General features: G+C 71.3%; 26 protein-coding genes and 2 riboswitches. Of the genes, 20 read left to right on the top strand and 6 right to left on the bottom strand.

The genetic code is table 11. The features are described from left to right. Nucleotides 1-621 (bottom strand): MGDG synthase family glycosyltransferase (locus tag JFN87_RS09645; protein WP_443732201.1); only part of this gene is annotated, 621 nt, incomplete at its 3' end. A 413-nt stretch (nucleotides 622-1,034) separates the two neighbouring features. Here JFN87_RS09645 and JFN87_RS09640 point away from each other — a divergent pair. The 3 genes from JFN87_RS09640 to JFN87_RS09630 all read left to right on the top strand — a co-directional run bounded on the left by JFN87_RS09640 (nucleotide 1,035) and on the right by JFN87_RS09630 (nucleotide 3,697). Beyond that, complete coding sequence (locus tag JFN87_RS09640) at nucleotides 1,035-1,844, top strand: SDR family NAD(P)-dependent oxidoreductase (RefSeq protein ID WP_372449209.1); 810 nt, start codon at nucleotides 1,035-1,037, stop codon at nucleotides 1,842-1,844. Nucleotides 1,845-1,857: 13 nt separating this feature from the next. Then, the gene (locus tag JFN87_RS09635) at nucleotides 1,858-2,886 is read left to right on the top strand and encodes a DMT family transporter (protein ID WP_209339522.1); all 1,029 of its coding nucleotides are present in this window, start codon (nucleotides 1,858-1,860) and stop codon (nucleotides 2,884-2,886) included. Between the two features lie 79 nt (nucleotides 2,887-2,965). After that, nucleotides 2,966-3,697 (top strand): polysaccharide deacetylase family protein, encoded by a 732-nt coding sequence (locus tag JFN87_RS09630; protein ID WP_209339521.1) that lies wholly within the window; start codon nucleotides 2,966-2,968, stop codon nucleotides 3,695-3,697. A gap of 57 nt (nucleotides 3,698-3,754) precedes the next feature. Here the strand turns inward: JFN87_RS09630 and JFN87_RS09625 are convergent, their stop codons facing one another. After that, nucleotides 3,755-4,660 (bottom strand): DMT family transporter, encoded by a 906-nt coding sequence (locus tag JFN87_RS09625; RefSeq protein ID WP_209339520.1) that lies wholly within the window; start codon nucleotides 4,658-4,660, stop codon nucleotides 3,755-3,757. A gap of 242 nt (nucleotides 4,661-4,902) precedes the next feature. On the opposite strand from JFN87_RS09625, the gene JFN87_RS09620 reads away from it, so the two are divergent. From JFN87_RS09620 to JFN87_RS09580, 9 genes are all read left to right on the top strand, one after another. Beyond that, nucleotides 4,903-5,430, top strand: a complete 528-nt coding sequence (locus JFN87_RS09620) for a DUF1360 domain-containing protein (RefSeq protein WP_209339519.1) — start codon at nucleotides 4,903-4,905, stop codon at nucleotides 5,428-5,430. 136 nt (nucleotides 5,431-5,566) lie between these two features. Then, entirely contained in the window at nucleotides 5,567-6,007 is a 441-nt protein-coding gene (locus JFN87_RS09615; protein ID WP_209339518.1) for a DUF5709 domain-containing protein, read from the top strand. A gap of 75 nt (nucleotides 6,008-6,082) precedes the next feature. Beyond that, nucleotides 6,083-6,679, top strand: coding sequence for a molybdopterin-dependent oxidoreductase (locus tag JFN87_RS09610; protein ID WP_307865377.1), 597 nt, complete (start codon nucleotides 6,083-6,085; stop codon nucleotides 6,677-6,679). Next, a complete protein-coding gene (locus JFN87_RS09605; RefSeq protein WP_209339517.1) occupies nucleotides 6,649-7,404 on the top strand; it encodes a ferredoxin reductase in 756 nt (251 codons plus the stop codon). Before JFN87_RS09610 ends, JFN87_RS09605 begins: the two co-directional genes overlap by 31 nt. A 1-nt stretch (nucleotide 7,405) precedes the next feature. Then, complete coding sequence (locus JFN87_RS09600) at nucleotides 7,406-7,693, top strand: DUF6510 family protein (RefSeq protein ID WP_209339516.1); 288 nt, start codon at nucleotides 7,406-7,408, stop codon at nucleotides 7,691-7,693. A 55-nt stretch (nucleotides 7,694-7,748) separates the two neighbouring features. Then, on the top strand, nucleotides 7,749-8,036 hold the full coding sequence (locus JFN87_RS09595; RefSeq protein WP_209339515.1) for a ScoMcrA-related endonuclease: 288 nt from the start codon (nucleotides 7,749-7,751) through the stop codon (nucleotides 8,034-8,036). A 159-nt stretch (nucleotides 8,037-8,195) separates the two neighbouring features. Next, entirely contained in the window at nucleotides 8,196-8,702 is a 507-nt protein-coding gene (locus JFN87_RS09590; protein WP_209339514.1) for a SigE family RNA polymerase sigma factor, read from the top strand. 18 nt (nucleotides 8,703-8,720) lie between these two features. Continuing rightward, nucleotides 8,721-9,482, top strand: coding sequence for a hypothetical protein (locus JFN87_RS09585; RefSeq protein ID WP_209339513.1), 762 nt, complete (start codon nucleotides 8,721-8,723; stop codon nucleotides 9,480-9,482). A 103-nt stretch (nucleotides 9,483-9,585) separates the two neighbouring features. Next, complete coding sequence (locus JFN87_RS09580) at nucleotides 9,586-10,404, top strand: DUF3152 domain-containing protein (protein WP_245179050.1); 819 nt, start codon at nucleotides 9,586-9,588, stop codon at nucleotides 10,402-10,404. Between the two features lie 89 nt (nucleotides 10,405-10,493). Here JFN87_RS09580 and JFN87_RS09575 read toward each other — a convergent pair whose 3' ends face one another. The 4 genes from JFN87_RS09575 to gcvT all read right to left on the bottom strand — a co-directional run bounded on the left by JFN87_RS09575 (nucleotide 10,494) and on the right by gcvT (nucleotide 14,995). Further along, on the bottom strand, nucleotides 10,494-11,891 hold the full coding sequence (locus JFN87_RS09575; protein ID WP_209339511.1) for an L-serine ammonia-lyase: 1,398 nt from the start codon (nucleotides 11,889-11,891) through the stop codon (nucleotides 10,494-10,496). A 164-nt stretch (nucleotides 11,892-12,055) separates the two neighbouring features. After that, a complete protein-coding gene (gene glyA / locus JFN87_RS09570; RefSeq protein ID WP_282961569.1) occupies nucleotides 12,056-13,318 on the bottom strand; it encodes a serine hydroxymethyltransferase in 1,263 nt (420 codons plus the stop codon). A 53-nt stretch (nucleotides 13,319-13,371) separates the two neighbouring features. Beyond that, nucleotides 13,372-13,749, bottom strand: a complete 378-nt coding sequence (gcvH, locus tag JFN87_RS09565; protein WP_209339510.1) for a glycine cleavage system protein GcvH — start codon at nucleotides 13,747-13,749, stop codon at nucleotides 13,372-13,374. A gap of 130 nt (nucleotides 13,750-13,879) precedes the next feature. Beyond that, the gene (gcvT, locus tag JFN87_RS09560; RefSeq protein ID WP_209339509.1) at nucleotides 13,880-14,995 is read right to left on the bottom strand and encodes a glycine cleavage system aminomethyltransferase GcvT; all 1,116 of its coding nucleotides are present in this window, start codon (nucleotides 14,993-14,995) and stop codon (nucleotides 13,880-13,882) included. 31 nt (nucleotides 14,996-15,026) lie between these two features. Beyond that, nucleotides 15,027-15,136: riboswitch (glycine riboswitch) on the bottom strand. After that, a riboswitch (glycine riboswitch) is annotated at nucleotides 15,137-15,237 on the bottom strand. It abuts the riboswitch before it with no gap. A gap of 101 nt (nucleotides 15,238-15,338) precedes the next feature. Here gcvT and JFN87_RS09555 point away from each other — a divergent pair. The 8 genes from JFN87_RS09555 to JFN87_RS09520 all read left to right on the top strand — a co-directional run bounded on the left by JFN87_RS09555 (nucleotide 15,339) and on the right by JFN87_RS09520 (nucleotide 24,379). Beyond that, complete coding sequence (locus JFN87_RS09555; protein ID WP_209339508.1) at nucleotides 15,339-15,971, top strand: AAA family ATPase; 633 nt, start codon at nucleotides 15,339-15,341, stop codon at nucleotides 15,969-15,971. 40 nt (nucleotides 15,972-16,011) lie between these two features. Then, on the top strand, nucleotides 16,012-16,755 hold the full coding sequence (locus JFN87_RS09550; protein ID WP_209339507.1) for an enhanced serine sensitivity protein SseB C-terminal domain-containing protein: 744 nt from the start codon (nucleotides 16,012-16,014) through the stop codon (nucleotides 16,753-16,755). A gap of 209 nt (nucleotides 16,756-16,964) precedes the next feature. Beyond that, on the top strand, nucleotides 16,965-17,756 hold the full coding sequence (locus tag JFN87_RS09545) for an enhanced serine sensitivity protein SseB C-terminal domain-containing protein (RefSeq protein ID WP_209339506.1): 792 nt from the start codon (nucleotides 16,965-16,967) through the stop codon (nucleotides 17,754-17,756). 410 nt (nucleotides 17,757-18,166) lie between these two features. Further along, complete coding sequence (locus tag JFN87_RS09540; protein ID WP_209339505.1) at nucleotides 18,167-19,165, top strand: ABC transporter permease; 999 nt, start codon at nucleotides 18,167-18,169, stop codon at nucleotides 19,163-19,165. A 44-nt stretch (nucleotides 19,166-19,209) separates the two neighbouring features. Next, the gene (locus JFN87_RS09535) at nucleotides 19,210-20,964 is read left to right on the top strand and encodes an ABC transporter substrate-binding protein (protein ID WP_209339526.1); all 1,755 of its coding nucleotides are present in this window, start codon (nucleotides 19,210-19,212) and stop codon (nucleotides 20,962-20,964) included. Between the two features lie 117 nt (nucleotides 20,965-21,081). Next, the gene (locus JFN87_RS09530) at nucleotides 21,082-22,092 is read left to right on the top strand and encodes an ABC transporter permease (RefSeq protein WP_209339504.1); all 1,011 of its coding nucleotides are present in this window, start codon (nucleotides 21,082-21,084) and stop codon (nucleotides 22,090-22,092) included. Next, a complete protein-coding gene (locus JFN87_RS09525; RefSeq protein ID WP_209339503.1) occupies nucleotides 22,089-23,222 on the top strand; it encodes an ABC transporter ATP-binding protein in 1,134 nt (377 codons plus the stop codon). The genes JFN87_RS09530 and JFN87_RS09525 overlap by 4 nt, the downstream gene beginning before the upstream one ends. After that, nucleotides 23,219-24,379, top strand: coding sequence for an ABC transporter ATP-binding protein (locus JFN87_RS09520; RefSeq protein WP_209339502.1), 1,161 nt, complete (start codon nucleotides 23,219-23,221; stop codon nucleotides 24,377-24,379). Before JFN87_RS09525 ends, JFN87_RS09520 begins: the two co-directional genes overlap by 4 nt. Nucleotides 24,380-24,443 lie beyond the last annotated feature (64 nt).

Genomic DNA, 24,443 nt, shown 5'->3' with positions numbered 1-24,443 from the left:
AAGCCGCCACGCGGGTTGAGTCGACACCTGGGGTTCAGACGTGTGCTCCTCGGATCCGCGGGCCGCCGGGCGCAGGAAGTGGCGGGCGACGAGCGGCCCCGACACGGCCGCGGGACGCCCGACGGCCCGCCGGACCTCGTCGGCGATGCCCGGGGTCAGGCACAGATGCAGGTCGTTGCCCGGGTGGAGCCACTGCCGGTGCGCGGCGAAGTCCGTGATGACGACGGCGCTGCCGGTGCCCAGCCGGCCGCGGGCCCGCAGCCCGCCCGTCAGCTGGGCCGCCAGGTGGAAGACGGGCACGACGACGTCGAACGCGCCCTGCCCGACGATGTCGAGCAGGGGCGCGTCGGCCAGGGTGGCGAGCGGGCTGCTGCCCGGTCTCGGCCCTCCACCCGACCGGAAGAAGGTCGCGTAGATGCCCGCGTACACGGCCGGAGCGTGATGGATGACCGTGCGGTAGAACGCGCGTACGGCGCCGCCGACACCGGCGGGAAGCAGGTCGAGGACGTCGACGCGAACGCTTTCGTGCCCCCGCGCGCGCAGCCGTCCCGACAGCTCCGCGGCCACCGCGTCGTGCCCGGAGCCCATGCTCGCGCTCAGCACCAGGAAGCGTCGCCCCATCCGCCCTCTCCCTCCGTCGTTCCCCCTCGCCTTCGGCCAGTCGGCCGTCGCGGGCTGCTTCGTACGCGGTATTGCCGTCCGATCCCCATGGGTCCGCCCGAGGCGCGGGGGAGTGTTCGCGTGGAGCACTGTCTCGAGGATCCGAGGAGGAACGGCATGGTCACCACCGGCCTCGATGTCCTGCCGGTGTATCCGCGCCGGCGGCGGTTCAAACCGATCGTCCCGCGTCAGGCCCGCGGCCGCCGCCCGAGGGCAGGTACGTACTCCCGGCGGGTTTGCGACCGGTGAAAACGGTCAACTCGACGTCGTCCACGGATCGAGTGGCCACAGCGCGACGGCCGGGCGGTCCCGTCGTGTCCCCGGCGTGCGGTGGCTGAGCGCCGCGGCCGGGCCAACCCGTCTGAGGAGGCGTCGTGACGCGAGCTCTGCCCGGTCCCGACTACCGGGATGTCGCTCCTACCGCTGCCGGCCGCCGCACGTCGACGGGGGTGGCCCTGGTGACCGGTGCCTCTTCCGGCATCGGGGCCGCCGTCTCGCGGCGCATGGCGGCGGGCGGCTGGGACCTGCTGGTCACCGGCCGCGACGCCGAGCGCCTGCACGAGGTCGCCACCGCCACGTCCGGTGTCGCGCTGCCCGCCGACCTGTCCTCGCCCGAGGGCGCACGCGGGCTGGTGTCGAGCGCGTTCGCCACCACCGACAGGATCGACCTGCTCGTGGCCGGTGCCGGCGTCGGCTGGGCCGGGCCCTTCTCGGCCATGCCGGCGGCCGCCGTCGACCGGGTGGTCTCCGTCGACCTCACGTCGGTGCTGCACCTGGTGCGGCTCGTCCTGCCGCACATGCTCGCGGAGAAGCGCGGCCACATCGTGCTCGTCGGGTCGGTCGCGGGCACGCTCGGGGTACGCGAGGAGGCCGTCTACTCGGCGGCCAAGGCCGCGATCTGCGTCTTCGCGGACGCCCTGCGGTACGAGCTGCGGGGTACGGGGGTACGGGTGACGCATATCGTGCCCGGCGTGGTCGACACGCGGTTCTTCGAGCGGCGCGGCCGGCCCTACACGCGGACGCGTCCGCGGCCCGTGCCGGCCGAACAGGTGGCCGACGCGGTCTGGGACGCGCTGGTGCACGGACGGGACGAGGTGTACGTGCCCGCCTGGCTCCAGTGGCCGCGCAGGGTCCGCGGCGTCGCCCCCACCGTCTACCGGCGCCTCGCCGCGCGGTTCGGATGAGGACGACCGGACGATGAACGCCGTCAGCGTCGCGCTGGCGCTGATCGCCGCGATGGCCAACGGTGGCGCTTCGGTGCTGCAGCGCCGCGCCGCCATGGAGCAGAAGGACCAGGAGAACCGGGGCGGCGACACGGAGGACGACGGAGGCGACGGCGACGGCGACGGCGACGGCGACGGCGACCGCCCACGATCGCCGTCGCCCGCGTCCCCTCCGTCGCCCGCGTCGTCGCGCGTACGCTCCGGGCTGGCCCGCATGGTCGACCTGCTGCACCGCCCCTACTGGCTGACCGGCACCGCCGCGCTCATCGTGTCCGCGGGCTGCCAGGCGGGTGCGCTGGCCGTCGGCAGGCTCTCGGTCGTGCAGCCGCTGCTCGCCACGGAGCTGCTGTTCACCCTGGTCATCGGCAGCATCGTCTTCCACCACACGCCCGATCGGCGGACGTGGCTGTCGTTCCTGATGCTCGCCGTGGGCCTCGGCACGTTTCTGATCTCGGCCTCGCCCACGGCGGGAACCGCCACGTCCGACGCCGGGCGGTGGCTGCCGACCGGGGCCTGCGTGGCGGCGGTCATCGCGCTGCTGCTCCTGGCGGCGAGCCGGTTCGGCGGCGCACCGCGTGCGGCACTGCTCGGCTGCGCGTCGGCCGTCTCGTTCTCCACGACGGCGGCGTTCATGAAGGAGGTCACGGGCAGGCTGGGGGAGGGGTGGGTCCAGCTGCTGACGACCGGCTACCTCTACGTGGGGTGCGCGGTCGGGCTGCTGAGCTTCCTGCTGCTGCAGAGCGCCCTGCGGGCGGGGTCGCTGGCCGCGTCGCAGCCGGCGCTCACCCTGGGCGACGCCATGTCGAGCGTCGTCCTCGGCTGGGCCCTGTTCCAGGAGCGCGTCATGGGCGGCCTCAACGTCCTGCCCGAGGTCTTCGGCGTCTGCCTGATGGTCCTCGGCGCGGTCGGCCTCTCGCGCTCGCCCGCGGTGGCCGGGAACTGGGACACCACCGAGGATCAGGCCGAGGGCGCCGGAAAACGCGAGGAGACGAGCCGGAAGTGATCAGGACCGAAGCACCCAGGACACCGGCGACCGGCCGACAAGGGCCTCACGCATCGGTCGTCCGCACGCGAGGGGCACGATGATCCGCGACCTGGCCAAGCCGGCCGCGGCCGCCTCGCTGCTCGCCCTCGCCGCCCACGTGCTGCCCGCGGGCACATGGCTGCACGGGCCGCGCAGGAGGCTGCTGCCGGGGCTCGCCGGCATCGGGCACCCCGGGCACGTGGCGCTCACCTTCGACGACGGGCCCGACCCCGCCAGCACGCCCCTCTTCCTCGACGCCCTGGACGACCTCTCGGCGCGCGCCACCTTCTTCGTACTCGGCGAGAGCCTGGCACGCCACCCGGAGCTCGGCCGCGAGGCGGTGCGCCGCGGCCACGAACTCGCCGTGCACGGCTGGACCCACTCGCGCCCCTGGCTGCCGGGCCCCGCGCGCGACGCCCGGGAGGTCGCGCGGGCCGCCGAAACCGTCAGGCAGGTGAGCGGCGAGTACCCCCGCTGGTACCGGCCGCCGTACGGCATCCTCACCGGCGGCCGCTGGTACGCCGCCGCGCGCGCCGGGCTGCGGCCCGTGCTGTGGAGCGCGTGGGGCAGGGACTGGACGGCCGACTGCACGCCCGCGTCCGTCGTGAGGACGGCGGAACGCGACCTCGCCGGCGGCGGGACCCTGCTGCTCCACGACACGGACCGCACCTCGGCCGAGGGGTCGTGGCACGCCACCCTGGGCGCCCTGCCGGAACTGGTGCGCGGCCTCAGGACAGCGGGCCTCGCGGTGGGCACCCTGTCGCAGCACTGGGAAGCGCCCGCGCGCTGACCCGCGCGCCCGGCCGGGCGCGCACTCGCGGTCCTGAAGCTCACTCGCGTCCTGGGCTCATTCGGCGCGGTCCCCGGCCGGCGGCCCGCCGGTGCGTGCCGACGGTTCGGCCTGCTGCTGCGAACCCGTTGGCATCATCGGATGGCGGCCGAGCAGGAAGACACCGGTGACGACGGCGACGAGCCCGGCGGCCTCCCCGGCGAGCGCGCCCGGGGTGGTGCGGACGTGGTCGCCGAGGAAGCCGATGCCGCAGGCGATGCCGATGAGGGGTTCGCTCGCGGTGAGGGACGGCAGTGACAGGCGCAGCGGCCCGGTCTCGAAGGCGCTCTGCACGAGCATCAGGCCGGTGACGGCCGCCGCGATGACGCCGTAGGGCTGCCAGGTGAGCAGCAGGCCGCTGACGCCCTTCTCGTCGAAGTTCTGGGTGGAGACGCGGGTGAGCGCGTCCTGCAGCCCGTAGAGCGTGCCCGCGGCGGCGGCGAGGAGGGGCGGCTCCAGGGTCGTGACCCGGCGGGCGAAGGCGACGAGCAGGAGCACCACGGCCAGGACGCTGCCGACGACGAGCCAGTGGCGGAACGCGCCCGCGTCGTGGGTGGACCCCGAGGGACGGCCGGCGATCATGAACGCGGCGACGCCGCCGCTGAGGAGTACGACTCCCGTCCAGCCGGTGACGCCGAGGCGCTGCCCGGTGAGCCGGCGGGCGAGCGCCATCGCGAAGATCAGATTGGTGCTCAGCAGCGGCTCGACGGCGCTGAGTTCGCCGTGGTCGAGCGCGAGGACGCTGACGAGCTGCCCGGCGACCATGCAGCCGATGCCCGCCAGCCACAGCGGGACCTTCACCAGGTCGAGGAGGAGGCGGAAGGACAGGACGTCGGCCGCGGGGGCGCGTTCGGCGGCGTGCTGCTGGAGTACGAACGCCAGGCCGAGCAGGCAGGCGGCCGTCAGACCGTATACGTACAGCACAACAGCCTCCTCGCAGGTCGGTCGCGGCCCATCGCCACCGTGCACCGGCCGGCCGGCGCAGCGTGGCGTGCACGGCGACGATACGAGCTACCGCCCGCGCCCCCCGGTAGCCGGGCCCGAGCGTCCCAGGACTGAGCCGATTGCCCCGCCCGGCGCCCCCCGCCGCGGCAGGACACACGGTGAACCGCGCCCCACCTGGGTACCCGCATGGCTCCGCCGCATCCCCGGACAGGAGAGCAACCATGGCGTCAACCATACGAAGGCGTGCTGTGTCGGCAGGCCGGGAGCTCAGCAGCGCCTACGCCCCCGACGAGGCCATCCCCCTGGGCGGCTACGCCACCCTGGCGGGGCTCTACGCGGGCGGGGTCGGCGCCTTCGCGCTGGCAGCCCGGCGCGCCGGCGTCCGGCTGCCCGAGCGGCTGTCGCCCTTCGACCTCCTGCTGATCGCGGCAGCCACGCACAAGGCGTCGCGGCTGATCGCGAAGGACAAGATCACCAGTTTCGTGCGCGCGCCGTTCACGCGCCGCAAGGAGGCCACGACCGCCAGCGAGGTCATGGACGAGCCGCGCGGCCACGGTCTGGCGCTCGCCGTCGGCGAACTGGCCGCCTGCCCGTTCTGCCTGGCCGCCTGGGTGGCGGGCGGGCTGCTCTGCGGCTACGTCGCGGCGCCGAGGGCGACCAGGCTGGTGGCGGGCGGACTCACCGCTGTCGCCGCGTCGGACTGGCTGCAGTACGCGTGGAGCTCGACGCAGCAGACCGTCGAGGGGTGAGGCGGCCGCACGAAGATCGTCGTGAACCGCCTCACGGAATGCGGTAAGACATCCCGCCCGCGCGACACGAACATGGCTGTGAGCTGTGCGAGGAGTGCGTTCTCCTCGGAAGTGTCAGCGAGAACGGGAGGACGTCATGGGAGACGGCGAGCAGGAGAACGGACTTCTGCGATCCCAGGAAGAACTGGACGAGGACGAGATAGGTGACTACCTCGACGCCGGCTACTCGCCGGCCGAACGTCCCCTGGCCGTCAGGGAGTGGGGCATCACCGAGCGGGAGTCGCACGGCCACGAGTCCCTGTCGCGGCGCCTCGCCCGCGAGGAGAAGCCCGTCGACCGCCTGGAGGGCGAGGGCGACTTCCCGGGCGACACCACGGACACGGACGGAGAGATCATCGACGACCAGGTCGGCGCGGTGCGTTCCGGACGTCTCGTGTCGTGGGACACGGACGTCACCGGCGTCGCGTACGACGGTGACGACTACTGGGCCAGGGACGTGGGGACAGACGGCGGCGCCGCATCGGCTGAGGAGTCGGCCGTCCACATCGTCGACCCGGACCAGTACGGCCCGCGTTGACGTCCTCGAAAGTTACGAATCTACTCATCATGGGAAAAGCTCCCATATCGCTGATCCCCGAGGACGGTGAGTGCGGTGATCATCTCGCGCGGATTCCACGGCAGGCGGCCCACGGCCGACAGGAAACTGCCGCCCGGCCAGTACGAGACCACCGGCTTCCCGGTGCTCTCCGCGGGCCCGACACCGCGTCTCTCGGCGGCTGACACCGAACTGAGCGTGACGGCCGAAACCGGCCGGCGCCACACGTGGCGGTGGGCGGACCTGATGGCCCTGCCCTCGGAGCGCCCCACGGTTGACCTGCACTGCGTGACGAAGTGGTCCAAGTTCGAGACGCGGTGGGAGGGCATCTCCCTGGACGTCCTCCTCGCTGACGTGGAGACGGACGCCGATCACACGCTCGTGTCGTCCCACGGCGGCTACACCACGAACATCCCGCTGGCGGATCTCCTCGACGGGAAGGCGTGGGTCGTGCACACCTACGAGGGCGAGCCGCTGGCGCCCGAGCACGGTGGTCCCCTCAGGCTGCTCGTACCCCACCTCTACCTGTGGAAGTCCGCGAAATGGCTGCGGAGCATCGAGCTTCGCGATGAAGACGAACCCGGCTTCTGGGAAAGCGCCGGCTACCACGACTACGGAGACCCATGGCGCGAGCAACGGTACAGGGGAGACTAGGCGAGCGACTCCGCTGGAGGACGGCCGAGGTCGTCGGGCGCGGCAGCGAGTACGCCGAAGCCACGACGCTGATGCTGAAGGTGCCCGACTGGCCGGGGCACCTCGCGGGCCAGCACGTCGATGTGCGGCTGACCGCCGAGGACGGCTACTCGACCCAGCGGAGCTACTCGGTGGCGTCGACGCCCGAGCCCGGGTACCTCGAGATCACGGTGCAGTCGCTGCCCGACGGCGAGGTGTCGCCCTACCTGGCCCACGACATGGCCGTCGGCGACCTTCTGGAACTGAGGGGACCGGTGGGCGGCTGGTTCGTGTGGCGCCCGGAACAGGAGGAACCCGTCCTGCTGGTGGCGGGTGGCTCCGGCCTCGTGCCGCTCATGTCCATGATCAGGGCCCGCGGCTCCTCCGGCGGCCGTACGCCCTTCCGGCTGCTGTACTCCCTGCGTTCACCCGCGCACGGCCTCTACACGAAGGAACTGCGGGAAGGCCTGCCGGGACTGGACGTGACGTACCTGTACACCCGCGAGGCGCCGGAGGGCGCGAAGCGCGAGCCGGGCCGTATCGTCCCGTCCGATCTTGTCGACCACGGCTGGCCGGCGGAGTTCGCGCCCACGTGCTACGTGTGCGGACCCACGGCCTTCGCCGAGAAGGCGTCCGCCTACCTCGTCCTTCTCGGGCATTCCCCCGAGCGTGTGCGGGTGGAGCGATTCGGCGGTACAGGAGAGTGACATGACGTCAGAAGAGCACCTGCCCGACGATCACGTGGACGGTAACGCCCTGGCCGGCCCCTTGGCCGAGGTGTTCACGGCCGACGTCACCGTCGCGCAGAGCGAATGCGCCCATTGCGGCGCCACAGGACCGGTGGCCCGGCTGCTCGTGTACCGGGACGCGCCCGGCCTTGTCGCACGCTGCCAGGAGTGCGGCCAGGTCGTCCTGCGCTACGTCCGCACGGCGAGCGCGGCGCATCTGGACATGCGCGGCACGGTGACCCTCGCCTTTTCCCTCGCGCCGGAGTGAGTGCGCTCGCAACCGGCGGACAGCCGAAGCCCGATCACCCTGAGAGGTGGACGCCATGGTCACGTGGAGCCACGTGTCGCCCGGTGAAGTCCGGCGCGCCATCGAAGAGTACGACCGCCTGGGAGCGGAGCGGTTCTTCTCGGCCCACGGATTCGGTCCTTCGAGGAGTTACGAGCTCGTGAGCGGAGGTCGGCGCTACCCGCACAAGGCCATCCTGGGCACCGCCTACGAATTCGCGACCGGTGAGCGGCTGAACCCGGGCGACTTCGAAGGCGGCAAGGCGGGTGCCGTTCACGTACTCGAGAAGATGGGCTTCGACGTACAGGCCAGAAAGCCCGCATAACGCCCGGCTCCAACCTCGGCAGTCTCCTGCGCCCGGCGGGATCGCGCATACGCGATCCCGCCGGGCGCAGAATCTTTGACCGTCGTGCAACGCGGGCGGGACCGGCGTCGTACAAGAGGTGTCCATGTGGCACATGCCGACGCCGGAGGGCGTACATCTGTGAGATCGACCAGCGAGCAGGACCGGGAGTTCAGCGAGTACGTGAGAAGGCGGCGCACGGAACTCGTGCGCCTGGCCACCCTTCTGCTGTCGGGCGACCCGAACAGGGCCGAGGACGCGGTGCAGGTGGCGCTCACCCGCCTGTATGTCGCCTGGCCCAGAATCCGCCCCAACACCCGGGACGCCTACATACGCCGTTGTGTGGTGAACGCGACGATCGACGACCGCCGCAGTGTGTTCCGCCGCCGCGAGCAGGCCCACGCCGAGGTGCCCGACGTGCCCGCCGCCGAGCTCGAAGTCGCGGACCACGCGGGGCTCGTGACCCTGCTGGACGTGCTGCCGGCCCGGATGCGGGCCGCGGTCGTGCTGCGCTACGTCGAAGGCCTCGACGTTGCCGACACCGCCAGGGCGCTGGGGTGCCGTGAGGGCACCGTCAGAAGCCAGAGCGCCCGCGGCCTCGAACGGCTGCGCGCCAACCTCACCCGTCTCGAAGCCGCCCACGTCTGAGGGGAACAGGACCACACCATGGAGGAATCTCCCGTGCAGGACGTGATCGACGCGCTCGGGGCGCTGCGCACCACGGGTGCTCAGCCCGACGCGGGCACGGAACAGCTCGCAGCGGACCTCGTCCGCGGACATCGCGCGCTGAACCGCAGGCGCCGCCTGCGCATCGTGGGCGCGGGCCTGACGGCCGCGGTCGCGGCCGCCGGTCTGACCGCCGCCGTCAGCGGACCCTTCGGCGGCTCCGCGCCGAGCGTGGCGGCGCCCCGCACGTCGGCGGTTCGGGCCTCGTCCGCCCCGGTGACCGGGACCCCGCGGACCGGGTCCCCGCAGACCGGGTCCCCGCAGTCATCGGTGGCTGCCGGCTCCCTGCAACTCGCGGCCTACACCGGCGCGCAGCCGGCCGGGTTCAAGGTCGCCACTCTGCCGAAGGGCTGGAAGGTGCGTTCGGTGAGCCAGTACGACTTCGTCGCCGTGCCGCCGGGGACGCCCGAGCGCACGATGCCCCAGGGCGCCGTCTACCTCGCCGACGGCATCGCCGTGTCCTTGCAGGGTGCTTCCCGGTTCTCCGCCGGCGAGTCCCTGAAGAAGGTCAGCGTGCGGGGCAGGACGGGCCAACTGGGATTCACCGGCGACAAGCAGGCAAAGTGGCTCATCTTCCCGTCCGAGGAGGGCCAGAAGGTTCTGATCCAGGTGCCCGTCGAGCTGGGCCTGACCGACTCCCAGATCGTCCGGTTCGCCCAGGGGGTCTCCGCCACCGGCGACGCGAAGCCCACGGGCGGCTGAGTCCGTAAGAGATGTGCCGGGGAACACGCGCCGACGACGAGGGATGCACCGCTGTGCGAGCGACCACTGAACGAGACCGCGAGTGCGGCGGATGCGTGAGCGCATGACGGGCCGAAAGGGGTCCTCCCATCGACGCGCCGGCCGGCGCCGGCGGCCCCTGCTCGCCACGCTGGTGGCCGTCGCCCTGGCCGGCGCGGCGTCGTTCCTCGTCAACGGCGTACGAAGCGACTCGTCGAGCGGATCGCCGCGCGCTGAGGGCCGGACGCACACCACGGCGTCCGGGCCGAACGCCCCCACACCCTCGCCGCCGCCCTCCCCGTCCCCGAGCCCGACGCCCACCCGGATCGAGGTCCCGGCGACGGGCCCCGGCACCTTCGAGACGGCCCGGGCGTCCGGCGCGAGAGTCGGCCAGGGGGCGAAGCCGCTCCGCTACAAGGTCGAGGTCGAGGACGGCGTCGACGTGTCGCCGACGCAGGCGGCGAACGAGATAGCGGACATACTCGCGGCTCCCCGGGGCTGGACCGCCAACGGGACCTCCGCGTTCCAGCTGGTGAGCTCAAAGCCCTACGACCTCGTCGTGAAGATCGCGACACCGGGCACGACCGACGCCCTGTGCTGGGCGGGAATCCATCAGGACACCGAGGGCGAGTACGACTGCGAGGTGCCGGGCGGAGTGGTGGTGAACCTCAAACGCTGGGTCGAGGGCTCACCCACGTTCGACGGGCCGATCCACGACTACCGCGCGCTGATCATCAACCACGAGATGGGGCACTACCTGGGCTTCCAGCACCAGACCTGCCCGGGGCAGGGCCGCCTGGCGCCGGTGATGATGCAGCAGATCAAGGGGCTGCACGGCTGCGTGGCCAACGCATGGCCCTACGACAAGAGCGGCCACTTCGTCTCGGGGCCGCCGGCGGGGTGACGCGTCTACCGTGGCTGCGTGATGATCTGGATCAGGTTGCCGCACGTGTCGTCGAAGACGTTGGTCAGACGGATCCTCATGGACACCGCCTAGCACTCGATGATGTTCACCGCGAGCCCGCCGCGCGCCGTCTCCTTGTACTTGACCGACATGTCACGGCCCGTGTCCCTCATCGTCTTGATGACCTTGTCGAGGGAGACCTTGTGGCTGCCGTCGCCGCGCAGCGCCATCTTCGCGGCCGTCACCGCCTTCACCGCCGCCATGCCGTTGCGCTCGATGCAGGGGATCTGGACCAGGCCGCCGACCGGGTCGCAGGTCAGGCCGAGGTTGTGCTCCATGCCGATCTCGGCCGCGTTCTCCACCTGCTCCGGGCTGCCGCCGAGCACCTCGGCGAGCGCGCCCGCCGCCATCGAGCACGCCGAGCCGACCTCGCCCTGGCAGCCGACCTCGGCGCCCGAGATGGACGCGTTCTCCTTGAACAGCATGCCGATGGCGCCCGCGGCCAGCAGGAAGCGGACCACGTCGTCGTCGCGCTCCCGCTGCGTCGCGCCGTGCGCGCAGAAGTTCATGTAGTAGTGCAGCACCGCGGGGATGATGCCCGCCGCGCCGTTGGTGGGCGCGGTGACGACGCGGCCACCCGCCGCGTTCTCCTCGTTCACGGCCATCGCGTAGAGGGTGATCCACTCCATCGCGTGGCGGTGCGGGTCGCCCTCGGCGCGCAGCTGGCGCGCGGAGTGCGCGGCGCGCCTGCGCACCTTCAGGCCGCCCGGGAGGTTGCCCTCGCGGCTCATGCCACGGCTGACGCACGCCCGCATGACCTGCCAGATCTCCAGCAGGCCCGCCCTGACCTCGTCCTCGGTGCGCCAGGCCAGCTCGTTCTCCATCATCATCGCGGAGATCGACAGGCCGGTCTCGCGTGAGAGGCGCAGCAGCTCGTCGCCCGTCCTGAAGGGGTGCTTGAGCACCGTGTCGTCCAGCTTGATCGGGCTCTCGCCGGCCTTCTCACCGTCGAGGACGTCCTGGTCCACGACGAAACCGCCGCCGACCGAGTAGTACGTCTTCTCCAGCAGCACCTCGCCCGCCGCGTCGCGCGCCGTGCACGTCATGCCGTTGGCGTGGTACGGCAGCCGCTTGCGGCGGTGCAGGACCAGGTCGGCGTCCGGGTCGAACGGGATCTCGTGCACGCCGAGCAGGTTCAGGGCGCGGCCTGTGGAGATACGTTCCGCCTCCTCGTCCGCGTGCTCCACGTCGACCGTGCGCGGCGCGTTGCCCTCAAGGCCGAGCAGCACCGCCTTGGGGGTGCCGTGCCCGTGCCCCGTCGCGCCCAGTGACCCGAACAGCTCGGAGCGCACCGACGCGACATGGACAAGCAGCCCCTCGTTCTTGAGGCGGGTGGCGAACATGCGCGCCGCGCGCATCGGGCCGACCGTGTGGGAACTGGACGGGCCGATGCCGATCGAGAACAGGTCGAAGACCGAGATGGCCACGGGTGACTCCTTGCTGGTCGGTAGACGCCGTTGTCTGCCATATGGGGCATTGCTCGTGGCGCCGCGGCACTCGGGCCGCGCACGCGCACAGGCGCACGGCGGGGCACCGCACGCCACACTCCAGTGTGCGCGATGCCCCGCGTGCACGTGCGGTGACGAGACCGCTACAGGCTGGGGTACAGCGGGTGCCGCGCGGCGAGCGCCGCCACCCTCGCCGCGAGCGCGTCGCGGTCGAACTCGGGCTTCAGCGCCTCGGCGATGACGTCCGCCACCTCGGCGAAGTCCTCGTCCCCGAAGCCGCGGGTGGCAAGCGCCGGGGTGCCGATCCTCAGGCCCGAGGTCACCATCGGCGGCCGCGGGTCGTTGGGGATCGCGTTGCGGTTGACCGTGATGCCGACCTCGTGCAGCCGGTCCTCGGCCTGCCGGCCGTCGAGCTGTGAGTTCCTGAGGTCGACCAGGACGAGGTGCACGTCCGTGCCGCCGGAGAGGACGGAGACTCCGTGCTCGGCGACGTCGGCACGCACCAGCCGCTCGGCGAGGATGCGCGCGCCGTCCAGCGTGCGCTGCTGGCGGTCCTTGAAGTCGTCGGACGCGGCGACCTTGAACGCGACCGCCTTGCCCGCGATGACGTGCTCGAGCGGGCCGCCCTGCTGACCGGGGAAGACCGCGGAGTTGATCTTCTTGGCCAGCGCGGCCGTCGAGAGGATCACACCGCCGCGCGGGCCGCCGAGGGTCTTGTGCGTCGTCGTGGTGACCACGTGCGCGTGCGGCACCGGGTTCGGGTGCAGCCCCGCCGCGACGAGCCCCGCGAAGTGCGCCATGTCGACCATCAGGTACGCGCCGACCTCGTCGGCGATCCGGCGGAACGCCGCGAAGTCCAGCTGCCGCGGGTACGCCGACCAGCCGGCCACGATGAGCTGCGGACGCGACTCCTTGGCGAGGCGCTCCACCTCGGCCATGTCGACCTGGCCCGACTCGCCGTCCACGTGGTACGGGACCACGTTGTACAGCTTGCCGGAGAAGTTGATCTTCATGCCGTGGGTCAGGTGCCCGCCGTGGGCGAGGTTCAGGCCCATGATCGTGTCGCCGGGCTTCAGCAGCGCGAACATTGCGGCCGCGTTGGCCTGCGCGCCCGAGTGCGGCTGCACGTTGGCGTGCTCGGCGCCGAACAGCGCCTTCACCCGGTCGATGGCGATCTGTTCGACCACGTCGACGTGCTCGCAGCCGCCGTAGTAGCGGCGGCCCGGGTAGCCCTCCGCGTACTTGTTGGTGAGGACCGAGCCCTGGGCCTCCATGACGGCGACCGGGGCGAAGTTCTCCGAGGCGATCATCTCCAGCGTGGACTGCTGGCGGTGCAGCTCGGCGTCGACGGCGGCGGCGACGTCGGGGTCGAGCTCGTGCAGCGGGGTGTTCAGGAGGGAAGACAAAGCGGATCAGTCCCTGGTGTCGGCCGGTCCGTGACCGGGCGCGGGTCGGCGGGTCAGTTGCCGGCGAAGTCGGTGTACTCGTCGGCCGAGAGCAGGTCCTTCGGCTCCTCGGAGACGCGGACCTTGAAGAGCCAGCCGCCCTCGAAGGGCGCGGTGTTGACCAGCGACGGGTCGTCGGAGACGTCCTGGTTGACCGCCGTGACCTCGCCGTTCACCGGCGAGTAGAGGTCGCTGACCGACTTGGTGGACTCCAGCTCGCCGCAGGTCGCACCCGCGGCCACCGTGTCCCCCACATCGGGGAGCTGCACGTACACGACGTCGCCGAGGGCGTTCGCCGCGAACTCCGTGATGCCGACCGTCGACACGCCGTCCTCGGCGGCCGTCAGCCACTCGTGTTCCTTGCTGTAACGCAGCTGCTGCGGGTTGCTCATGGGATGCATTCTCCTGTACGCGGGTGGGCGGCCGTGAGCGGCCGGGGGGTGGTGCGGCGGGCGGCCGAATCCGCATCCGAGTCCGTTTCCGGATCCGATTCCGTGTCCGGCCGACGAAGCGGTACGCCTATCACTTCCGGCGCTTGTAGAACGGCAGGGCCACGACCTCGAAGGGCTCGTGCGTGCCGCGGATGTCGACGCCGACGCCCGTCGCGCCGGGCTCCGCGTGGGCCGCGTCCACGTACGCCATCGCGATCGGCTTGCCCAGGGTGGGGGAGGGGGCGCCCGAGGTCACCTCGCCGACGACCGCGTCGCCCGCGACCACGTGGTAGCCGGAGCGCGGCACCCTGCGGCCCTCGGCGACGAGGCCGACCAGCTTGCGCGGCGCCTTCACCGCGGCGAGCTCCGCCGCCGTGGCAAGCGCCATCCGCCCGACGAAGTCGCCTTCCTTCTCGAACTTGACGACCCGGCCGAGACCGGCGTCGTACGGCGTGAGGCCGGTGGTCAGCTCGTTTCCGTACAGCGGCATGCCCGCCTCGAGGCGCAGCGTGTCGCGGCAGGACAGGCCGCACGGCGTGAGGCCCGCGTCCGCGCCGGACTCCGTCAGCGCCTGCCACAGCCGCTCCGCGTCGGCCGGCGCGACGAACAGCTCGAAGCCGTCCTCGCCCGTGTAGCCGGTGCGCGCGATCAGCGCGTCCACCCCGGCCACCGTGCCGGGCAGCCCCGCGTAGTACTTGAGGCCGTCCAGATCCGCGTCCGTCAGCGACTTCACGATCGCCGGCGAGTTCGGGCCCTGCACCGCGAGCAGCGCGTACGCGTCGCGGTCGTCGCGCACGGCCGCGTCGAAGCCGCCGGCGCGCGCCGTCAGCTCGTCCAGCACGACCTGCGCGTTCGACGCGTTCGCGACGACCATGAACTCCTCGTCGCCGAGGCGGTAGACGATCAGGTCGTCGAGGATGCCGCCGTCCTCGCGGCAGATCATCGTGTAGCGGGCGCGGCCCACGGCCAACGCCCCGATGTTGCCGACCAGCGCGTAGTCGAGGGCCGCGGCCGCGCCGGGGCCCGTCAGGGTGATCTCGCCCATGTGGGAGAGGTCGAAGAGGCCGGCGGCCGAGCGTACGGCGTTGTGCTCGTCGCGCTCGCTGCCGTACCGCAGCGGCATGTCCCAGCCCGCGAAGTCGGTCATGGTCGCGCCCAGCGCGCGGTGCACGGCGTCCAGCGCGGTGCGGCGTGTGTCAGGGCTCATCGGTGGCTCCCGGGGTGGATGGCGAGGACGGTCCTCCCCATCTGTCATCGGAACCTGAGAGGTTCGTCATGACCGCCCGGACAGGGCTCATGACTTGCACCTTGGGTGGGGCGCGCGACGCGGCCCGCTTTTCAGATCTGCCTCGCCCGCGCGGTATCGGTGCCTGAGAGATTCAAGGGAGGAACTTGCTCCTTCGGCGTCCGGCGCACCCGAGGTGACCGGAACTCTCCCGCGCGGATTCAAACGGCCGGTATGCAGTTGGCGCCGCCATCATCGCACGCGCGCCCCGCCACGGAAACCTCGGTTGGCATTACCCTTTCTTTACCGAACTGCGGGGGCGGCCATGGTGTTACGGAACGGGACGGCGACGGAACGGGGAGCACCCGCCGTCCGCGACCTACGGGGCAGGCCGCTCGCGCCCGGCGGCGATCTCGTCTACGCGCCGGGCGACCTGGTCGTCGTCTCCGGGCTGCCGGGCAGCGGCAAGTCCACGCTGATCAGGCGGGCCGCGCAGGGCGGCGTCGACTCGCAGGACGCCCGCGAGCGCTGGGCGGGCCGGCTGCCGCGCGTCCCCTACGCCCTCTACCGCCCGCTCGTGCGCCTCGCCCACTACGCCGGTCTTTGGCGCGTGCTGCGCTCGGGCCGCAGCGCCGTCGTGCACGACTGCGGCACGCAGCGGTGGGTGCGCGGCTGGCTCGCCCGCGAGGCACGCGGCCGGGGCCGGGCGCTGCACCTCGTCCTGATCGACGTGGCGCCCGACGTGGCACGTGCCGGGCAGCGCGCACGCGGCAGGGGCGTGTCGCGGTACGCGTTCGCGCGCCACCGCAGGGCCGTGCGGGCGCTGCTGGCCGCCGTCGAGTCGGCCAGGCTGCCCGCCGGCTGCCACTCCGCCGTGCTCCTCGACCGGGAGGCGGCCCGGGCCCTCGCGGGCATCGCCTTCACGGCCGCGGGAACCGGTGGCGAGCAGGGCCGTTAGGGTCTGCTTTCGAAACCACAGGGACGGAGGACGACGCGCAGTGGACACGGCATGGCCGGGCAACGAGCTCGAAGAGGTGCTCGCCGCCTCGCTCGGCAACGAATCGGCGGGCGCCCGACTGGTCGAGGTACTCGGCCGCAGCGAGGTCTGGGTGCCGCTGCCCGAGGGAGGCGGGCCCGGCAGCGCGGACCTCGACCTGCCGACGATGGAGATAGCGGGCGGGGCCTACGTCCCCGTCTTCAGCTCGCGGGAGCAGTTCCTGCACTGCGTCGGCTCCCACATGTCGTTCACCGTCGCGCCCGCGCGCGACTTCGCCCGCGGCCTGCCGCCGCAGCTCGGCATCGTCGTGAACCCCGGGGGCGTGGTGGGCGTTCCGCTGCCGCCCGCCGCGGTCGCCGAGCTGTGCCGCTCGGGCCGCACCCCGCTCGACGGTCCTGAAACGGGCGGCAGGGTCCGGCTGTTCGAGCCGGACTGGCAGGACGAGCCGCTCGACTTCCTCGCCGCCGCGTCCGCCGAGTTCGAGGCGTCCGCGGTGGTCGCGACCGCGCGCCGCGCCCTCGCCTCCGTCGAGGGCGGCGCCGACCAGCTCTTCGTCGGCGTGCAACTGATGCCCTGGGGGCCACTCGACGGGAACGCGGCGCTCGACGCGCTCGGCAGGGCGCTCGGCCGGGTCAACGTGCCCTGGCAGGTCAACCTGCTCCTGCTCGACGTGGCGCGGGAGGACCCGGTCGCCGACTGGATCCTCGGCCGGGTGCGCCCCTTCTACCAGCGCGCGCAGGCCTGACCGCGCGCCGTGACGCCACGCGGTGGCGCCGCGCCCTGCCGCCGTACCTGTAGGGGCGCGGCCGCCTAAGCTGGTTTGATGGCCGATGGCCGATGGCCGATGGCCGATGGCCGGCGGTCGGCGGTCACGGCCGGGGGAGCGGACCGGTCGGCGGGACAGTCGGCGGGACAACGGCTTGCGGGGTCAGTCAGAGGGGCGGGGAACCTTAAGTGAGTGCGCCAGGCACCGCGGAGGCGGGGCAGGTCGAGCAGACGCTGCGCCAGGTGGCGCCGGGCCGCTACGACGCCTACGAGGCACTGCTGCACGCCCTCGCCGACGAGACGGCCGGCCGCCTGTGGATGCTGCTGTGGCAGGGCAGCCCGGGATCGCCCTCCGCGCAGTACGGCAACATGCGGGTGGACGGCCACGGCTACGCGCCCTGCGTGACCTCCGCGCGCGAACTCGCGGCCAGCGGCTGGAACCGCTCCCACGAGGTGGTCACCGCCCGCGACATCGCCGGCGCCCTGTACCCCGACGGCTGGGGCATCTGGCTCAACCCGCACGCGCCGGGCGGCGGCGTCGGCATCCCCTGGCCCGACCTGCGCAGGATCGCCACGGGCCTCGACCGCATGCCCGCGGGCCCCCTGCGGATCACCGAGCCCACGCTACGGATTCCGCGCTTCTACGCTCTCCTCACCCAGAACGCGCACCGCACGCCGCCCGTCAGGTCGCTGCGGCGCGCCTGGGTGCAGCCGGCGCTCGGCGCGGCCTACCTCGCCGTCGGGCTCGACCTCTACGAGACGAGCGGCGCGGCCGTCGGCGCCGTACGCGCGATGATGCGCGAGGCGGTGGCCGCCGTGCCCGAGGGGCTGCCGGTGTCGACGGTCTCGATGTCCGACGACCACGACCCGGTCACGATGTGGCTGCGCGCCAACGCCCGTCCGTTCTACGACCGCGAAGCGCACGGGCCCGCAGCTCCCGCCGTCGGGTACGGATACCCGCCCCCGGCACAACGCTACTGATCAGAGCCGTGCACGGGCGCCGCACGCGCCGTCCGCCGGCCGGCGGACGGGGCCGGCCGAGGCGGCCGGGGATGTCCGGAAGATCCGCTCAGGAGTACCCGGCGTCCGCATAACGGAACCTGATGGGATGCATCACGGTTGAGCAACCATTCCCCGTCAGGTCTGGCGGGTGATCGCGGACTCGCAGAAGACTCCCCCCAGCACGTGGTTCCGTGACGAGGGCACCCCGAACCTGCGGGTGGCGGCCTTCACGTGGCACGGACCGGGCCCCGGTGTCGTATCGGGGACGGGACACATGCACCATGTTGATCGGAATTGATCAGTGAATCGGCCGCCACAGCGGCGCAGTTCCGCCATGTCGGCGGTCGTGGGCCGGTCATCGTCGGCCGAGAAGAGGGGTCTCCAGCGCAATGACGGCACCAATAGAGACCACCAAGTCCGCTGCGAGCGCGCAGCCGGAGGAGGTACTCGCCGGCGCGTCGGGCAAGCAGATCGAGGGGCGCTCGCTCGGCCGGATCGCCTGGACCCGCCTCAAGCGGGACAAGGTCGCGATGGCGGGCGGGGTCGTCGTGGTGCTCCTGATCCTCGTCGCCATCCTGTCCAAGCCGATCCAGGCCATCTTCGGCCTCGACCCCAACGCCTTCCACCAGAGCCTCGTCGACCCGACGCTGCTGGCCCCCAAGGGGGCCTTCGGAGGCATCAGTTGGCACCACCCGTTCGGCGTCGAGCCGCAGACGGGCCGTGATATCTTCGCCCGCATCCTCGACGGCTCCTGGGTGTCGCTGCTCGTGGCGGGCGGCGCGACGATGCTCTCCGTGTGCATCGGCGTCGTCATGGGCGTCGTCGCCGGGTTCTACGGCGGCTGGGTGGACAGCACCATCAGCCGTGTGATGGACACCTTCCTGGCGTTCCCGCTCCTGCTGTTCGCGATCTCCATCTCCGCGACGCTGCAGGGCAAGGCGTTCGGCCTCAGCGGCCTGACGCTCCGCATCGCCGTGCTGGTCTTCGTCATCGGGTTCTTCAACTGGCCGTACATGGGCCGCATCGTGCGTGCGCAGACGCTGTCGCTGCGTGAGCGCGAGTTCGTCGAGGCGTCCAGGTCGCTCGGTGCACGGGGCGTGTTCATCCTGTTCAGGGAGTTGCTGCCGAACCTCGTCGCGCCGATCCTCGTCTACGCGACGCTGCTCATCCCCACCAACATCCTCTTCGAGGCTTCCCTGAGCTATCTGGGCGTCGGCATCGAGCCGCCCCAGTCCTCCTGGGGCGGCATGCTCAACCAGGCGACCGACCTCTACCAGGTCGACCCGATGTTCATGGTCATCCCCGGTGTTGCGATCTTCGTCACCGTCCTGGCCTTCAATCTGCTGGGTGACGGGCTGCGTGACGCGCTCGACCCCCGTGGCAAGTAAGAGCGGCCGTGCCGCACCTGACAACTGAGGGGGACATCCTCACCATGATGAACAGAAGGACGGCCGCGGCGATCTCCGCGGTGCTGGCGCTCGGCTTCGCCGCCAGCGCCTGTGGGGGCGGCGGCTCGAGCGACGGCAGCAACGGCGGCAACGCCAAGGCCAACGCCGCGGTCACCGGCATCGCCAACAAGACGACGAAGAAGGGCGGGACGGTCACCGCGGAGATCTCCAGCGGCGCCGACTCCCTCGACCCGGGCAACACGTACTACGGCTGGGTGCAGAACTTCTCGCGCCTCTACGGCCGCACGCTGCTGACCTTCAAGCCCGTCCCCGGCTCGGGCAACCTGAAGGTCGTCCCCGACCTCGCGACGGGCCCCGGCAAGTCGAGCCCCGACGCCAAGACCTGGACGTACCACATCCGCAAGGGCGTGAAGTTCCAGGACGGCACCGAGGTCACCTCGAAGGACGTCAAGTACGCGATCGAGCGCAGCAACTTCGCGCCCGAGGCGCTGTCGAACGGCCCGACGTACTTCAAGACGTACCTCGCGAACGACAAGGGCTACAAGGGTCCCTACAAGGACAAGTCCGCCGACGGCCTGAAGTCGATCGAGACGCCCGACGCGAACACGATCGTCTTCCACCTGAGCAAGCCGTTCGCCGACATGGACTACCTGGCGACGTTCTCGCAGACCGCACCGGTGGAGAAGAAGTTCGACACCGGCGCGTCCTACCAGAAGAACATCCAGTCGACGGGCCCCTACAAGTTCTCGTCGTTCAGCGAGTCCACGGGCGCCACCTTCGTGCGCAACCCGCAGTGGGACCCGAAGACGGACCCGATCCGCAAGGCCCTGCCGAACAAGATCGTCCTCAAGTACAACGTCAACCAGACGACGGTCGACGAGCACCTGATCAACGACGAGACCACCGTCGACATCGGCGGTACGGGCGTCGCGTCGAAGACGCAGCCGAAGGTGCTCAGCAACCCGCAGGAGAAGGCGCAGACGGACAACCCGTTCGCCGGCGCCCTCCAGTACCTGGCCCTCGACAACAAGGTCAAGCCGTTCGACAACGTCAACTGCCGCCTCGCCGTGCAGTACGCCGTCGACAAGTCCGGCATGATCGACGCGGTCGGCGGCTCGGTGAAGGGCACGCCCGCCACCACCGTCATCCCGCCCACCGTCAACGGGTACAAGAAGTTCGACCTGTACCCGACGGCCGGCAACAAGGGCGACGTCGCGAAGGCCAAGCAGTACCTGGCCAAGTGCGGCAAGCCGAACGGCTTCGCCACGACGCTGACGGCGCGCTCCGACCGGCCTGACGAGATCACGGCGGCCACGCAGCTCCAGCAGTCGCTGAAGAAGGTCGGCATCACCGCCAACATCAAGACCTTCCCGGCCGACAAGTACTTCACGGACTTCGCCGGCGTCCCGGACTGGGTCCACAAGAACAACGCGGGCATGATGATGATGGCGTGGGGCGCCGACTGGCCGACCGGCTACGGCTTCCTCGACCAGATCGCCGACGGCCGGGCCATCAAGCCGTCCGGTGGCACGAACCTGTCGGAGCTCGACGACCCCGCGATCAACAACGAGTTCGACAAGGCCATCGCCACGGTCGACGACACGGCGCGCAACGCCGAGTGGGGCAAGATCGACCAGATGATCATGAAGCAGGGCTCGATCGTCCCGCTCTACTACAAGAAGAACCTGCTGTACCGCCCGAAGTCGGCGGCCAATGTGGAGGTCGCGGCGGCCTACCTCGGCATGTACGACTACACGACCCTGACCTCGACCAAGTAGGAACCACCTCCGGGGGCCGCGGCCCCCGGAGGTCTCCGAGGCTTTCCCTGAAAGGCAGGTGAAGGCGTCGGGCCGGCCGGGACCCACCCGGCCCCGCCGGTCCGGTGCCGTACGGCTGTGGCTGCGTACATCATCCGACGCGTATTCGCCGCGGTATTGCTGCTGCTGGTGGTCAGCGCAGTCACCTTCGCGATCTTCTATCTCCTTCCCCGCGCTGCCGGGCAGTCCATCCAGTCGATGGCCGCCCAGTACGTCGGGAAGTCGCCCGACCCCGACGTGATCAAGGCCGTCATCAAGAACCTCGGCCTCGACCAGCCGATCTACGAGCAGTACTGGCACTTCATCAAGGGCCTCGTCGCCGGTGCCAACTACTCGTTCGGCCCCGACCCGGCCCACTGCTCGGCGCCCTGCTTCGGCTACTCGTTCAAGACCCACACCGCCGTGTGGCCGCAGATCCAGCAGCGCGCCCCGATCACCTTCTCCCTCGCCATCGGCGCGGCGGTGATCTGGCTGATCACGGGCATATCCACCGGCATCCTGTCCGCGCTCAAGCGCGGCTCGATCTGGGACCGCCTCGCCATGGGCATCTCGCTCATGGGCGTCTCGCTCCCGATGTTCTTCACCGGCCTGGCGCTGCTGGCGCTGTTCAGCTTCAACTGGCTGCACATCTGGAACGTGCACTACGTGTCGTTCGTCGACAACCCCGCCCAATGGGCCTGGAACCTGATCCTGCCGTGGGTGTCGCTCGCCTTCCTCTATTCGGCCCTCTACGCGCGGCTCACGCGCGCCGGGATGCTGGAGACCATGGGCGAGGACTACATCAGGACGGCGCGGGCCAAGGGGCTCGTGGAGCGGAAGGTCATCGTCAAGCACGGCCTGCGCTCCGCGCTCACCCCGCTCATCACCATCTTCGGCATGGACTTCGCGCTGCTGCTCGGCGGCGCGGTCATCACCGAATCGGTGTTCTCCTTCCAGGGCCTCGGCGCGTACGCGATCCAGGGCGTCACCGACAACGACCTGCCGATCGTCATGGGCGTGACCCTGCTGACCGCCTTCTTCATCGTTGTCTGCAATCTGCTGGTGGACCTCGTGTACGCCGCGATCGACCCCCGGGTGAGGCTCTCATGAGCGACGACACGCACAAGGACGCCGCCACCAAGGACGCTTCCGCGGCGGCGAAGGACACCGCCGCCAAGGACAGCGCCGGCAAGGGCGCCGCCGGCAAGGCGGAGGGCGCGCGCGAGTTCCTCTCCGTGCGCGACCTGAGGATCCACTTCGACACCGACGACGGCCTCGTCAAGTCCGTCGACGGCGTCAGCTTCGACCTCAAGGCCGGCCAGACCCTCGGCATCGTCGGCGAGTCGGGCTCCGGCAAGTCCGTGACGTCGCTCGGCATCATGGGCCTGCACACCTCCGACCGTGCCAGGATCTCCGGCGAGATCTGGCTCGACGGCGAGGAGCTGATCGGCGCCGACAAGCAGCGCGTACGGGAGCTGCGCGGCCAGAAGATGGCCATGATCTTCCAGGACCCGCTGTCCGCGCTGCACCCCTACTACACGGTCGGCGCGCAGATCGTGGAGGCCTACCGGGTCCACAACAAGGCGGACAAGAAGACCGCGCGCAAGCGGGCCGTCGAGATGCTCGACCGCGTCGGCATCCCCGAGCCCGCCCGCCGCTTCAACGACTTCCCGCACCAGTTCTCCGGCGGCATGCGCCAGCGCGCCATGATCGCCATGGCGCTGGTCAACAACCCGCAGTTGCTGATCGCGGACGAGCCGACGACCGCCCTCGACGTCACCGTCCAGGCGCAGATCCTCGACCTCATCCGCGACCTGCAGAAGGAGTTCGGCTCCGCGGTCGTGATGATCACCCACGACCTGGGCGTCGTCGCCGAGATCGCCGACCGGCTGCTCGTGATGTACGCGGGCCGCTGCATCGAGCGCGGCACCTCGGAGCAGGTCTTCGAGCACCCCCAGCACCCCTACACGTGGGGCCTGCTCGGCTCGATGCCGCGCATCGACCGCGAGCAGACCGACCGGCTCGTGCCGGTCAAGGGGGCGCCGCCCAGCCTGATCAACGTCCCCTCCGGCTGCGCCTTCCACCCGCGCTGCCCGTACGCCGACGTGCCCCCCGACAACGTCACCCGTACCGAGCGGCCCGAGCTGCGGGAGACCACCGGTGGCCACTTCTCCGCGTGCCACATGACGCGCGAACAGCGCGAGAAGATCTGGACCGAAGAGATTGCGCCGAAGCTGTGAGTGAACCGACGAAGCAGGCAACGAACGCCGGGCCGGCCGCGGGTGCGGCGGGCACGGAACCCGAGCCGCTGCTCAGGGTCACCGACCTGGCCAAGCACTTCCCGATCACCAAGGGGATACTGAAGCGCAGGGTCGGCGCCGTCCAGGCGGTCGACGGCCTCTCCTTCGACGTGCGCCCGGGGGAGACCCTCGGCGTGGTCGGCGAGTCCGGCTGCGGCAAGTCCACCATGGGCAGGCTGGTCACCCGGCTGCTCGAACCGACCGGCGGCAAGGTCGAGTTCGAGGGACGGGACATCACGCACCTGTCCGCGGGCCGGATGCGCCCGATGCGGCGCGACGTCCAGATGATCTTCCAGGACCCGTTCGGCTCGCTGAACCCGCGCCACACGGTCGGCGGCATCGTCGCCACCCCCTTCAGGCTCCAGGGCGTCACGCCCGACGGCGGCGTGAAGAAGGAGGTCCAGCGCCTGCTGGAGCTGGTCGGGCTCAACCCCGAGCACTACAACCGCTATCCGCACGAGTTCTCCGGCGGCCAGCGCCAGCGCATCGGCATCGCCCGCGCGCTCGCGCTCAAGCCGAAGCTGGTCGTCGCGGACGAACCGGTCTCCGCGCTCGACGTGTCGATCCAGGCGCAGGTGGTCAACCTGCTGGACGACCTCCAGGACGAGCTCGGCCTCACCTACGTGATCATCGCGCACGACCTGTCGGTCATCCGGCACGTCTCCGACCGCATCGCCGTGATGTACCTCGGCAAGATCGTCGAGCTCGCCGACCGCGACGCGCTCTACTCGTCGCCGATGCACCCGTACACCAAGGCGCTGCTGTCAGCCGTGCCCGTGCCCGATCCCAAGCGGCGCGGCGCCAAGAGCGAGCGCATCCTGCTCAAGGGCGACGTGCCGTCGCCGATCTCGCCGCCCAGCGGCTGCCGCTTCCACACCCGGTGCTGGAAGGCGACCGACGTCTGCGCGACGAAGGAGCCGCCGCTCCTGGAGATAGCGCCGGGCCACCGCACGGCCTGCCACCACCCGGAGAACGCGCCCGACCAGCAGCCGCAGGACACGGAGAAGGTCCTCGTGACCCCCGGGAAGCCGGCCCCCGTGCCCGCCCAGAAGAAGGGCGGCGACGAGGGGACGCAGGAGCAGAAGCCGGCGAAGTGAGCCCGGCGGCGTGAGCGCGGGCGGGCACCGGCGGACGACCGGGCCCGCCCGCGCCGTCGTCGGC

Origin of the sequence: Streptomyces montanisoli, assembly GCF_017813245.1 — a bacterium.
Classification (GTDB): Bacteria; Actinomycetota; Actinomycetes; order Streptomycetales; family Streptomycetaceae; genus Streptomyces; species Streptomyces montanisoli.
The sequence above is the reverse complement of the archived record's forward strand: the minus strand, read 5'-3'. Positions and strand labels throughout refer to the sequence as shown.